We start from the raw sequence: 12,833 nt of genomic DNA, 5'->3' as shown, positions 1-12,833 counted from the left end.
AAAAATCTCTCTATACTGCAGGGAACTTTATCATTTGCTCCCGCTTCTTCATCTCTCCTTCAATCTATGCGTGCTCCCTCTTCAGGTGACTCGGATCCCATCCTTTCAGAGACTCATGCGGGCTGTTCAGCATCCGAACCGGATCCCAGCACGGAGCGCCATTTGGCCCTGAGGCAGCAACAGCCCTTGGAGAGCCGTCTGCTCAAAGCCGAAGCCGAGCTCCAAGAGCGGCGAGTTCTTCAGGAACAACTGCAGGCTTTGCACCAGAAGGTGGCCGAACAAGAGAAGGCGCTGCAGGAGCGGGAGCATCTCTTGCAACAGTTGCAGCAGGCTTTGGCGGATCAGAAAGTCCAGATCTCGGAGCAGGAAGCTCAACTGGCGGCTCGGCAACGCTTAAATGAACGGCAGCGGCAGGATATCGAGGCCCTGCAGGAGCAGATTGAGCAGCTACGCTTGGCCCACGCTCAGGAGCGCCGTCAATGGGAACAGCGCCAGCAGGAGCTGCAGGCCTCTCTGCTGGAAGCCCAGGATGTGGCGGAAAAGCGGGTGGAAATGCTGCAACGCTTTAAGGCAGAGCTTTCTCTGGCCCGCACTCAAATTGCCGAAACTCAGGCGGAGCTGAGCAGCCTGCGGGCTTTGTACAGCGACCAACAGGCAGCCTGGCAGGAGCAACGGGAACACCTCGAGGCCCGTTTGGCGGGCTATGCCGAGACGGAAGCCGAGGCCGAGCAGCGCTGGCGGGAACAACGGCAAGAGCTAGAAGCAGCCCTGGCCGAAGCCCAAGCTCAATTGGCGGCTTTGCAAGCTCAGCAGGAGCATCTGCGCCAGGGATCCCTGGCGCAGCAACAGCTTCAACAGCAGTGGCAAGCCCAGGCCGAAGCGCTGCAAGTGGCCCTCTCCCAAGCCCAAGCAGAAGTTGCCCGTTGGCAGCAAGAGCACCGCCATCTGCAGGAACAGTATGCCCAAGCCCAGCAGCATCTCTCCGCCTTGGAGCAGCAGTTGCAAGCTGCCTTGGAGCAGTTGGCCGCCCAACCCGACTGGCAGCCACAGTTGCGCTCTGCGCAGGCAACCATTCTCCATCTGCAAGAAGAAATTGCAACCTTGTCCACGCAACTGGAGAAGCAAGCAGAGCAGATCAAAGCCCTGCAAGGGGAGCGTGCTGCCCTGTGGGAAGAAAACCGCTCTCTCCGAGAAAAATACGAGCAGCAGCAGATGCATGTGCTGAGCTTGAAGGCGGCTTTGGAACGCAAAGGCTTGGATGTCCCACCTCGGGCCGATACCTCCAGCGCCCTCACGCGAACAGAGTCCCTTGGCCAGGCTCTGTCTCCAACCCCTGCTGCCAAGCCTACAATTCAGCCCCTGGCCCAACCTCTACCGTCTCGGGCAAGCAAGCGGGCGGTCGATCTGCCGAGGTTTCTGCCCCGTCCGTGAGGGATCCCGTGTTGCAGCCTGTTCCTCCCCGCTGGCTGGAAGTGTGGGTGGATCATCCCCATTTGGGGGGTTGCTTTACCTATCGTGTGCCAGAGGGATCCGCGCCAGAAGCGGGCGACCTGCTCAGCGTACCCTTTGGTCAGCAAATGGCGGGGGCAGTGGCCTTGGGTTGGCGCTCCGAGCTGCCGGCAGGGGTGGATCCGCAGTCGGTGCGGGAGATCGAGGCGGTGGTGGCCAAAGGGATCCTGCCCAAGGAGTTCTGGCCCCTGCTGCAGCGGGTGGCCGACTATTACCTCACCCCTCTGGCCCAGGTGGTGCGCACGGTATTGCCCCCCGGCTTGCTCAGCCGTTCTCAGCGGCGTGTCCGCTTGCTCAGGCTCCCTGCCGAAGGGGAGGAATGTTCGCCGGCTGCCCGCACCCTGCTGCAGCTGCTTCAGGCCAAAGGGGGAGAGCTGTCTTGGCGCTATGTGCAACAGCAGGTGCCCACTGCCGCCCTCGCCCTGCGGGAACTGCAGCGACGGGGTTGGGTGGAGAGCTTTTGGCAGGAGCAACAGGGGGGCAGGGTGAAAACCCAGCTGGCCGCCAGTCTGGCCGACGACTCCCCAGAGGGGCTGAGCCTCCCTCAGCAGAAGGCGCTGCAGATCCTCAAGCAGAAGGGGGGAGAGCTGCTGCTCGCCGAGTGGGAGCGCCTGGCAGGAGTGAGCCGAGCGGTTCTGCAGGGGTTGGCCCGCAAAGGCCGTGTCCACCTCTACGAGCGCCCACTGCTGCGGCTGGGAGATGCCAGCCTGCCGGGGTGGCGGGATCCGCCCAGGCCCTTGACGGCCGCCCAGGCCCAGGCGGTAGAGGCGATCCGGCAAGCTTTGGGCCGGTTCCAGCGGTTTTTACTGCACGGGGTCACCGGTTCTGGGAAAACGGAAGTGTACCTGCAGGTGATCGCCCAGGTGCTGCAGCAAGGACGGTCGGCGCTGGTGCTGGTGCCCGAGATCGGCCTTACCCCGCAACTGATGGATCGGTTTCGGGCGCGGCTGGGATCCCAGGTGTGGGCCTACCACAGCGGCCTCTCGGAAGGCGAGCGCTACGACACCTGGCGGCAGATGCTGTCCTCCACCCCCCAAGTGGTGATCGGCACCCGCTCGGCGGTGTTTGCCCCCTTGTCCAAGCTGGGCCTGATCGTCTTGGACGAAGAGCACGACGACAGCTTCAAGCAGGATCAGCCCCAGCCCTGCTACCACGCCCGTCAGGTGGCCGAGTGGCGGGCCGAGCTGGCCGGTTGTCCCCTGGTCCTGGGCAGTGCAACCCCAGCGGTGGAAACCTATGCCGCCCATCTGCAGGATCCGCAACGGTGGATCCGGCTGGCCCTGCCGCAGCGCATCCCCCAAGCTGGGATCCCGGCCACCCTGCCCCAACTGGAGCTGGTGGACATGCGCCAGGAGCTCCAAGCCGGCAACCGCAGCATCCTCAGCCGCCGTCTACACCAGGCCCTGCAGCAGACGCTGGACAGAGGGGAACAGGCCATTCTCTTTGTCCCCCGCCGCGGCCACAGCACCTTCGTCTTGTGCCGGAGCTGCGGGTTTGTCCTCACCTGCGAGCACTGTGATGTTTCTCTCACCTTTCACCTGGCCCATCTTGGCGGACAAGAACTGCGCTGCCACTACTGCGGCGCCCGCCAACCCCATCCGCAGCGCTGCCCCGCCTGTGGATCCCCCTACCTGAAGCACTTCGGCACCGGCACCCAAAAAGTGGTGGAAGTGCTGCACCAGCATTGGCCCCAGCTCTCGATTTTGCGCTACGACAGCGACGCCACCCGCCGCAAGGGATCCCATCGCGATTTGCTGGAGCAGTTTCGCAGCGGCAAGGCCCAGGTGCTGGTGGGCACGCAAATGCTCACCAAAGGGCTGGACATACCCCAGGTGACCTTGGTGGGCGTGATGGCCGCCGATGGGCTGTTGCACCAAGCCGACTATCGCGCCGGCGAGCGCAGCTTTCAACTGCTCACCCAGGTGGCAGGGCGCTCGGGCCGGGGATCCCTGCCAGGACAGGCGATTATCCAGACCTATCTGCCGGAGCACCCGATTTTGAGGGCGGTACTGGCCCAAAATTACGAGGGCTTCTTGCGGGCAGAACTGCAACAACGGCAAGAGGGGGGCTATCCTCCCCATCGAGCCTTGATTTTGATCCGCTTGAGCAGCACCCGCCTGGAAGCCCTGGAGCGCTACTGCTATCGGGTGGCCGAACGCCTACAGGGGATCCCAGCAGAGGTGTTGGGGCCGGGGCCAGCTCAGGTGGAGCGGGTTGCCGGACGCTACCGCTGGCAGATCCTGCTGAAGCAACTGCCCGACCAAGATTGGGATCGCCCGAAGCTGGCTGCGCAGATCCAGGCCGCAATTGGCCATCCCCCCCAAGGGATCCGCGTCAGCCTGGATGTGGATCCCCTGCGGATTCTCTAGGAACAGTTGACCCGGCGCGCGGCAAGCCCGCCGATCCCGCGAGATCTTAAGGTAGTCTGGTTTCGGGGCCACCCGTATCCAACTCAACTCTGGCAAAGCATGGCTGAAAACCGGACTGGTGCGTTTATCGGTGGGCTGTTGCTGGGAACTGCTGTGGGCACCGCCATTGGCCTGCTCTTGGCTCCCCGCAGCGGACGGGAAACGCGGCGACTGCTGAAGAAATCGGCAGAGGCTCTGCCAGAGGTGGCAGAAGATGTGACCAGCAGTCTGCAATATCAATCGGAAAAGTTGTTCGACGCTGCCCAACGCAGTTTGGATGAGGCTCTGCTGCGGCTGCAGCAGGCAGTGGCGGTGGGCAAAGAAGCCATGTTGCAGAAGCGAAGGGAGCTGCTCCAAGCCCAGAACTCGCGTCCCTTTGGCGGGGAAGAAGCTGACCTAGAAGCTCGGGATGGGGAGGAGGCGGCGGGATGAACGACCCGGTCTTTTGGCTCGGCCTCTCGGTAGGCCTGGTGGCAGTGGGCATTTTGGCGGTGATCCTGACCCTGCTGCCCGCCGTCATCCAACTGGGTCGAGCCGCTCAAAGTGTAGAACGCTTTTTCGATACCCTGCTGCGGGAATTGCCGCCCACGCTGGAGGCCCTGCGCCTGACCAGCCTGGAAGTGAGCGAGATTGCCGACAGCCTCGACGAAGGGGTGAAAGGGGCTGGGCAAGTGGTGAAGCAGGTCAACCGCTCCATCGAAGGAGCACGCACCCAAGCCCAGGGCGCCCAAGTCAATATCCGCAGCCTTTGGGCAGGGGTACGGGCAGCCTGGCAGACGCTGTCCGGCGAAGTGCCCCCCACCACTGGCGCGATTCACAACCCGCGGCTGCGCCCATCCGACCCATCCAACCGTTCTTTCTCCGCTGCTTCATCAACACTTCCCCTGGGAGGTGACCGCCCTTTTGCCGGCGGAGCCACACCAGAGGGATCCCAAGCCGCTGCCCAATCTTCCCGACCGGACATCGCCAATCCCTAGGCGTTCCTCAGGATCTTCTGAAAGACAGGCGTAGGAGGCTGGGGCTCTTGCCCGGGGGGAAGCTGGCCCCAAGTCGCATCGGGATCCCAGCGCAGTTGCAGGGTGTCGGTGAGGGAGAACCCCAGTTGCTGCAGGATCTTGAGGCTGAGAGCGGGAATGAGGGGCGAGAGCAGCACTGCCACCCAGCGCACACTTTCCAAAACGGCGTAGAGAATCTGGGCCACCCGTTCGTTTTGCCCTTGCTTGTGCAGCGTCCAAGGAGCCTGCTCATCAAGGTATTTGTTGCTGGCCTGGGCTAAGCTGAGGGCTTTGCGGGCAGCAGAGCTGGGATCCAGCCGCTCGTAGGCGTTGGCCACTGCCGGGGCAAGGCGCTCGGCCAGGGTTTTGAGGGGGTGATCTGCAGGGATCCCGACGGCGGGAATGCGGTAGTCCGGTTGATATTTCTTGAGCATGGTGAGGGTGCGGTTGAGCAGATTGCCCAGATCGTTGGCCAGATCGGCGTTGAGCACGTCAACGAAGCGGCCCTCGCTGAAATCGCCATCCTTGCCCAGCTCGATTTCCGTCAGGAAGTAGTAGCGCACGGCATCGGCGCCGTACTGGCGCACCAGCTCAAAGGGATCCACCGTGTTCCCCAAGCTTTTGCTCATCTTGAGGCCATCTTTGGTGAGAAAGCCGTGGCCAAAGATTTGTTTGGGCAGAGGCAGACCGGCCGACATGAGCATAGCCGGCCAGTAGATGGCATGAAAGCGGACGATGTCCTTGCCCACCAGGTGGACATCCGCAGGCCAGTAGCGGCGTAGGGCATTTGCCAAGGTGGGCTCGTCGTCAGGATCCAGAGCGGCACTGATGTAGTTGATCAGGGCGTCAAACCAGACGTAGAGGGTTTGGCCGGGATCCGCCGGAAAAGGGATCCCCCAGGAGACGCTGGGGCGAGAGATGGAAAAGTCCCGCAGGCCCTGCTTGACAAAGTTAATCACCTCATTGCGGCGGCTTTCTGGTTGGATAAACTCCGGCTGCTCGGCATAGAGGGCTTCCAGCTTTTCCTGGTAGCGGGAGAGGCGAAAAAAGTAGTTTTCCTCGTCTTTCCACTCCACCTTCTTGGTGGGGTGCAGGGGGCAAAACCCACCTTCTAGCAGCTCCGCCTCGTCTTTAAACTCTTCGCAGGCAACGCAGTACCACCCCTGCTGCCGGCCAATGAAAATATCTCCCTGATCCCAGACCCGCTGAAAAAACTCCCGCACAATGGCCTTGTGGCGGGGATCCGTGGTGCGGATGAAGCGGTCGTGGCGGATGTGGAGTAGGTGCCACAGTTTCGCAAACTCGGCAGAAAACTCATCACAGTGCTGCTGCGGCGGAACGCCCCGTTCTTCGGCGGTACGCTGGATCTTCTGGCCGTGCTCGTCAGTTCCCGTCACCATCAGCACATCCTTGCCCCGCAGGCGGTGGTAACGGGCGATGGCATCCGCCACTAGGGTGGTGTAGGCGCTGCCAATATGGGGGGCAGCGTTGACGTAGTAGATGGGGGTGGTGATGACAAAGGTGGAATCCGGCATGAGCATCCGCAAGGCTTTCTCCCATGATAGAGGTTGCCGGAAAGTCCAAAAGGCCAAGCCAGAGCGTGGGTGGGGAGAGGCTCATTCGATGAAACTTCAGGTTAACCTTCCGGGGTGGAGCAGGGTAGCCTTGGGAGCAGGGATCCTGGGCGCCGGAGCGGCTCTGGCCCAGCCCTTGCCGGAAACCCGCACCCCCTGTGAGATCTTCATTGCCGGGGGTGGGCTGGGGGGGGTGGCGGCGGCCTATGACGCGCTGCAACTGGGCCGGCAGGTGTGCATGACGGAGATCACCGATTGGATCGGGGGGCAGGTGAGCGCCCAGGGAGTCTCCGCTTTGGACGAGCGACCCCTGCAACGAGAAAATGACATCTTCCCCAAAGGCTACAGCGAGTTTCGCCGGCGGGTACGGGAAAAATACGGCGGGGATCCCAATCCGGGCAAATGCTGGGTGAGCGTGCTCTGCTTTTCCCCTCAGGTGGGCCACCAGGTGATTCGGGAGATGTTGGATCCCTATCTGCAGTCGGGGCAGTTGCGGCTATTTACGGAGACGGTGGTCAAAGACTTGGAGATTGCGGATTACCAGATCCGCAGTGTGCAGGCCATCCGCAACATCCCCAAACACGCCGGCGTCCAGCCAGAGAATCGAGGGGATCTCTCCAGCTACTTTCTCGATTTTTATCGTCTAGAACCCACCGAGGACTGGGACAAGGAGATCCTGCGCTTTGAGCCGCCGCCAGAACGCCAGGGGAAAACCCTGCCCTGGGTGGTGATCGACGCTACTGAAACCGGCGAGCTGCTGCCCCTGGCGCGGGTGCCCTACCGCCTGGGAACCGATGGCCAAAGCCGCTGGGAACCCAGCTCCAAGCCCTACGTGGATCCCTACTGTACCCAGGGCTTCACCTACACCTTTGTCATGGAGCGCTTCCCCGTGCCGCAGGTGCCGGTCAAGCCGGAGTTCTACAACGATCCCCTGCACGGCCCCTACTACAGTTACGAACACCCTCGCTTCAACTTTGCGCTGATCTTCACCTACCGCCGCATCCGGGGGCAGGTGTTCGGCTTTGGGGAAGAGGCCATTCGGGTGGGGGATCAGTCAATGCAAAACTGGACTTGGGGCAACGACTGGCGCATCACAGGGCCGGATAAGAATTTCATCCTCACCCACGAGCAACTGCAGGCCTCAGGCCAACTGCAGCCGGGCGGCTGGATGGGGGGCTTGCGGGTGGAAGCCCTGCGGCGAGCTGAGCAGCATGCTAAGGGCTTTTTCTACTGGCTGGTGGCGGGAAGGACGGATTTTCTCCTGCAACAGGAGGATCCCAACTTTCAAAAAGACTTCTACTTGCGCTATGCCTACCTACGGGGGCCCAATACCCCCATGGGAACTGCCAGCGGCCTCTCCAAGTACCCTTATATCCGCGAGTCGCGGCGCATCATTGGTCGGCCCAGCCTCTCCTACCCAGAAGGATTTACCATCTACGAGTCGGACATCACCACACGGGAATCGGAGCTAAACCGCGGGCGGCCCTTCATCTTCTACGACTCGGTGGGGGTGGGCCAGTACCCCATCGACTTTCACGATTGCCTGCTGCCGGGTTTTTCCCCGCCCCCCAGCAACAACAAAGACGCGCAGGCCCCCAGCTACCCTTACCAGATCCCCCTGCGGGCGCTGATCCCCCAGCGCATTGACAATCTGCTAGCCGGCAACAAAAATATCGCCACCAGCCGCATTGCCAGTGCCTCCTACCGGGTGCATCCGGTGGAATGGGCCATTGGCACCGCCGCCGGCCACGCGGCCCACTTTGCCCTAGAACGGGATCTGATCCCGGCAGAGATCGTGGAGGAGCCGCTTTTGGATTTGCGGCTGTTGCCGGCTCTCCAGGCCCAAATCCAGAGCTTGGGCAACCCCATTCAATTTCCTGGCACCACCATTACCGCCACCGATTGGGCCCAATCCCGCTAGCCTAGAAAGGCAGGGTTGGGAGTTGACCGGTGGATCCCGTTGGGGTTGGACTTGTGGGCTGGGAGATGCTTCGCCCCTCTTTATGGGCCGCCACGGCTCTGTGGGGCTTGGGACTGATGTGGGGGTTTTCGCCGCTGCATCAAAAGCTGCAGGAGAGCTGGGAAAAGCAATTGCTATGGGATCCCAGTGGAGCTTTGGCTTCCTTGCTGAGCACCCTTCCCTTTTTGCTGGCAGCAGGCTTGGTGGTAGCCCTGACGGAGATCTCCTTGGGCAAAAGCTGGGCCGTCTCCTGCGGCCTGATCGCCTGCGTCGGCGGAGGCCTCTATGAACTGGGCCGGCGGGACAATGCCAGGTAACTCAAGCGCTCCGTGTTGTTAACGCAACTACCCCCAGTCTCCTCCCCTAGGGAGCGGATAAGCAACGCCAAGTTAGAGCGGCTTCAAGCGATGACCCCCCTCCAAGAAGCAGCAGAAGCAGCGGCCAAGCTGCTGGTATTCCGGGACATCTGCACCCACCCCCTAGCCCTAGCCTGGCAGGAGCTAATCCAGCAGTTGATGAGTGGGGATCCCCTGCCGTGCTGGAGGGCCTACGGGCGCTGGTTTGAGCTTTTGGCCCGGCAGGGCCTGAGCTGGCGGCAATGGCTGATCCGGGAGATCCGCTGGGCCGATAACCCCTTTGCCCGTGCAGCGCTGCAGCCCCAAGGGATCCCAGAGCCTCTTATGCAGGCGGCCCGCCACGACCTGCGCTGTCTGCAAACCCTAGCGGACAGTCAGGAGACCATTGCCGAGCAGATGCAGGCGTTGGGGTTGGGGATCCCCTGGCCCGATGGGGAAACCGATAGCGCTGGCTGGGATCCCCGCTCTTTTGCCGATTGGGGCCAGAGCTTGGAGACCTTAATTGCCCACTACCGCCAAAGGGGGGTAGGGCTCTGTGGTCGCTACTGGGCCTTTCGCTGGGGGCCAGCAGGGCTAGAAGGGATCCCTGCTCCCGATCTGTCTGACTGGGAGGAGATCTACGGCTACGAACGGCAGAAACAGCAGTTGGCGGCCAACACCGAAGCCCTGCTGCGGGGGGATCCGGCTTTGCATGTGTTGCTCTACGGGGCGCGGGGCACCGGCAAGTCTTCTCTGGTGAAGGCGTTGTTGCGCCGCTACGGCCTGCAGGGGCTGCGCCTATTGGAGCTGAGGCGAACAGACTTGATTCAGTTGCCGGAAATTTTGGCAGAGCTGCGGGCGCAGGTGTTGCCTTTCATCTTGTTTGTGGACGATCTCTCCTTTGAGGCAGAGGAAACCGAGTTCAAGCAGCTCAAGGTGCTCCTGGAGGGGGATCTCGTTGCGCCGCCCCCCAACGTGCGCCTTTATGCCACCAGCAACCGCCGCCATCTCATCCGCGAGTTTTTTGGCGACCGTCCCAATCCCCAAGATCAAGAAGTCCACGCCTGGGATACAGTCCAGGAAAAGCTGTCGCTGCGGGATCGCTTCGGCCTCACCCTCACCTTCACCCCCTTCACCCAGGGAGATTACCTGGCAACCGTAGAACACTTGGCCCAGCGGCTGGGTTTCACCCAATCTCTGGATGCCCTGCGCCGCCAGGCCTTAATCTGGGCCCAACAGCAAAACGGCTTTTCCGGTCGCACTGCCCGCCAGTTCTTGGATGCCGTTCGGGCAGGGCTGGTGAAAGGCAACGATGGACTTCCGAGCTAGAGGTGGTGACTATTCCAAACTGATACATTTACGCTGAACACTGCTGAACATCACTGTTCAACTATGCAGCGATAGCATTCTGTTTGTTTCCATTCGCGTTAGCGGGACGGAGTCCAAACAGAATGGCGGTATCCCGCAAAGCTTTGAGTAGAATACCCAAAGCGCAGTTTCCGTGTCGTCTTACTACCAATTTTCTGCTTTGCTTTGGCTACCATGTTGGCAGACTCGAAAGTAAACAGAAAGATCAACTGGTAGTAACCGTACTGAACATATTATACATTATTTTCAGTATAGTTGAGCTTATTATTGACTAGAGTCATGCTCAAAAAAAGACAGAAGTTGCTGAGCTACACTCGCTACACGAAGGGGCGCCGGTCAGCCTGTCTCTGCCGTTACAAAAGCCAGGCGTCATAGCCATAGTCCGACCAAGGGCTGGCCCCAGAAGAAGGCAAAAGAAATGCACGATGGAAGCCATGGTCGCATCAGCGTTGGGTAGCAACCTCGATCCGGCCAATCTGGATCAGACGGAAGCAAGCCGCAGCTTGGCCCGCCTGGGGATCGATGTGGGGGGCACCTTTACCGATCTGGTGCTCCTGCGCGACGGCCAGATGCAGACGGCGAAGGTGCTGTCTACCCCCAGCCCTGAGGAGGGAGTCTTTGCGGCGCTGGACAAGCTGGGGGCGCTCCAAGGAGAGCTCCGGGTTGACCTGTTCTGCCATGGCATGACGGTGGCCACCAACGCGCTGCTGGAGCGCAAGGGATCCCCCACCCTGTTTTTGACCACGGCGGGCTTTCGGGATGTGCTGGCCATTGCCCGTCAAAACCGCCCCTCTCTGTATGACCTGACACAGCCCAAGCCGGAGCCGGTGGTGCCCCGCCACCACTGCCTGGAGGTGAAGGAGCGCTGCAGCGTGGGTGGAGTGTTGGAGCCGCTCACCGATGCCGAAATCCGGCGGGTGGTGCAGGAGGTGGGGGAACGGGTGCAGCGGGATGGGATCCGCGCTATTGGGGTGGGGTTTTTGTTTTCTTTTCTCTACCCGGAGCACGAACAGCGGCTGGGGACGGCCTTGCGGCAGGCTTTTCCCGATCTGCACCTTTCCCTGTCTTGCGAGGTGGCGCCGGAGTTCCGAGAATACGAGCGCTTCAGCACCACCGCCATCGATGCCTACCTCAGCCCGGCACTGGCGGGCTACCTGCACCGCTTGGCCCAAGGATGTCGGGAGCGAGGGATCCCCCAGCCCTTGATCATGCAGTCTTCCGGCGGGGTGACCTCCATCCCTCAGGCGGCGGCCCATGCTTCGGTGGCTTTGCTCTCAGGGCCGGCAGGCGGGGTTTATGGGGCGGCCTATCTGGGTCGGCTGAGTGGCTACCCCCACTTGCTCAGCTTCGATATGGGGGGAACCAGCACAGATGTGGCCTTGATCCAAGATGGGATCCCCCAGGTTACTCCCGCAGCGGTGGTGTGTGGCTTGCCCGTGCAACAGCCCCAAATTGATATCCACACCGTCAGTGCCGGCGGCGGATCCCTGGCCTATTTGCTGCCCGGCGGTGGGCTTCAGGTGGGGCCAGAGAGTGCCGGATCCAACCCCGGGCCGGCCTGCTACGGTCGGGGGGGAAGGGCTCCGACGGTTACCGATGCCAACCTCTGGCTGGGGTACCTGCCGGATGGCGGTCGGCTGGGCGACTCGGTGCAGCTACGGCGGGGGCTAGCGGAACAGGCTATTGCCACGCTGGCGGATCCCTTGGGCTTGAGCTTGCAGGAAACTGCCGTTGGCATTCGCACCTTGGCGAATGTCGCCATGTCGCGGGCCCTGCGGGTGATCAGCGTGGAGCGGGGTTTGGATCCCGCCGATTTTGCCCTGTTGGCCTTCGGCGGAGCCGGGCCCATGCATGCCTGTGCTTTGGCAGAAGAGCTGGGCATCCGCACGATCTTGATCCCGGCTGCCTGTGGGGTGCTCTCGGCGCTGGGAATGGCTTTGGCAGATCTGCGGCGAGACTATCGGCGGGCCATCCTCCAACCTCTGCGGCAGCTCACGTCCCCTTCAGGGGGATCCCTGCTGGCCCAATGGGCAGAACCCCTGATCCGCCAGGCGAGAGCCGATCTGCAGGAGCCGGCGTTGCACTTCAGCTTGGACTTGCGCTATCGCGGCCAGTCTTTTGAGTTGGGGATCCCAGTGCGGTTGTCGGATCCGATTGCTCATCTGGAACAGCAGTTTCACCAGGCCCACCAACAACGCTATGGATGGCAAGATTCAGCCCAGCCGGTGGAGGCAATTCAGTTGCGTCTACAGGCGGTGCAGGCCCTACCCACCGTGCCTTTGACTGCACCCCACCCTTTGCCAGGGGATCCCCTCAAGGGTCGGCGAGAGGCATGGTTTGGGGGCAGGATGTGCTCGGTGCCGGTCTACGATCGGCAGCCCATGGATGTGGGGTTTCAACTGCGCGGGCCGGCAATTGTCGAGATGCCGGAGGCAACGGCGGTGATCGAAGCCGATTGGACGGGGGTCATTGACGAAGTGGGAACCCTAATCTTGAGCTGTGTTCGCGATAGCGGGACAAAGTCCTGGTGAGTCCATCCGCAAGCAGAGCGTCATGGTCATTTCGATTCAAACTAGGATGCTGTGCCCACACCCAAAACGTTGCTCGCGTCGGCGTTGCGGAGCAATAATGCAGGGGGCCAGAAGCTCACCCTAACCTGAAAGACCACAGCAGAGCTTGTTTTG

General features: G+C 61.7%; 9 protein-coding genes and 1 pseudogene. 8 read left to right on the top strand and 2 right to left on the bottom strand.

Features of this window, described 5'->3' with window-relative positions; translation table 11 throughout:
* The first annotated feature begins 66 nt into the window (after positions 1 to 66).
* The 4 genes from ACVWY9_RS11495 (at position 67) to ACVWY9_RS11480 (ending at position 4,894) form a co-directional block, all read left to right on the top strand.
* The gene (locus ACVWY9_RS11495; protein WP_457388446.1) at positions 67 to 1,431 is read left to right on the top strand and encodes a hypothetical protein; all 1,365 of its coding nucleotides are present in this window, start codon (positions 67 to 69) and stop codon (positions 1,429 to 1,431) included.
* Positions 1,432 to 1,439: 8 nt separating this feature from the next.
* Entirely contained in the window at positions 1,440 to 3,878 is a 2,439-nt protein-coding gene (gene priA, locus ACVWY9_RS11490) for a primosomal protein N' (RefSeq protein ID WP_457388444.1), read from the top strand.
* Between the two features lie 99 nt (positions 3,879 to 3,977).
* The gene (locus tag ACVWY9_RS11485) at positions 3,978 to 4,349 is read left to right on the top strand and encodes a YtxH domain-containing protein (RefSeq protein WP_011433806.1); all 372 of its coding nucleotides are present in this window, start codon (positions 3,978 to 3,980) and stop codon (positions 4,347 to 4,349) included.
* The gene (locus ACVWY9_RS11480) at positions 4,346 to 4,894 is read left to right on the top strand and encodes a hypothetical protein (protein ID WP_457388442.1); all 549 of its coding nucleotides are present in this window, start codon (positions 4,346 to 4,348) and stop codon (positions 4,892 to 4,894) included. Before ACVWY9_RS11485 ends, ACVWY9_RS11480 begins: the two co-directional genes overlap by 4 nt.
* Here ACVWY9_RS11480 and metG read toward each other — a convergent pair.
* Complete coding sequence (gene metG / locus ACVWY9_RS11475; RefSeq protein WP_457388440.1) at positions 4,891 to 6,447, bottom strand: methionine--tRNA ligase; 1,557 nt, start codon at positions 6,445 to 6,447, stop codon at positions 4,891 to 4,893. The two genes, ACVWY9_RS11480 and metG, sit on opposite strands and share 4 nt — an antisense overlap.
* A gap of 88 nt (positions 6,448 to 6,535) precedes the next feature.
* Between metG and ACVWY9_RS11470 the strand changes: the two genes are divergently transcribed.
* The 3 genes from ACVWY9_RS11470 to ACVWY9_RS11460 all read left to right on the top strand — a co-directional run bounded on the left by ACVWY9_RS11470 (position 6,536) and on the right by ACVWY9_RS11460 (position 10,110).
* Positions 6,536 to 8,407, top strand: coding sequence for an FAD-dependent oxidoreductase (locus ACVWY9_RS11470; protein ID WP_457388438.1), 1,872 nt, complete (start codon positions 6,536 to 6,538; stop codon positions 8,405 to 8,407).
* Positions 8,408 to 8,472: 65 nt separating this feature from the next.
* The gene (locus ACVWY9_RS11465) at positions 8,473 to 8,763 is read left to right on the top strand and encodes a hypothetical protein (RefSeq protein WP_011433810.1); all 291 of its coding nucleotides are present in this window, start codon (positions 8,473 to 8,475) and stop codon (positions 8,761 to 8,763) included.
* A gap of 90 nt (positions 8,764 to 8,853) precedes the next feature.
* Positions 8,854 to 10,110: an ATP-binding protein gene (locus ACVWY9_RS11460; protein WP_011433811.1), complete on the top strand. Its 1,257-nt coding sequence runs from the start codon at positions 8,854 to 8,856 to the stop codon at positions 10,108 to 10,110.
* A 61-nt stretch (positions 10,111 to 10,171) separates the two neighbouring features.
* Here ACVWY9_RS11460 and ACVWY9_RS11455 read toward each other — a convergent pair.
* Positions 10,172 to 10,364, bottom strand: a pseudogene (locus ACVWY9_RS11455) (hypothetical protein); the annotation flags it as partial.
* Between the two features lie 219 nt (positions 10,365 to 10,583).
* Between ACVWY9_RS11455 and ACVWY9_RS11450 the strand changes: the two are divergent.
* Positions 10,584 to 12,680 carry a hydantoinase/oxoprolinase family protein gene (locus tag ACVWY9_RS11450; RefSeq protein ID WP_457388435.1) on the top strand — a complete coding sequence of 699 codons (2,097 nt, stop codon included), beginning with the start codon at positions 10,584 to 10,586 and terminating at the stop codon, positions 12,678 to 12,680.
* The last annotated feature ends 153 nt before the right edge of the window (positions 12,681 to 12,833 follow it).

The sequence above is a fragment of the Thermostichus sp. OS-CIW-31 genome (genome assembly GCF_054060305.1).
This window is presented reverse-complemented; position numbering and strand designations above follow the sequence as displayed.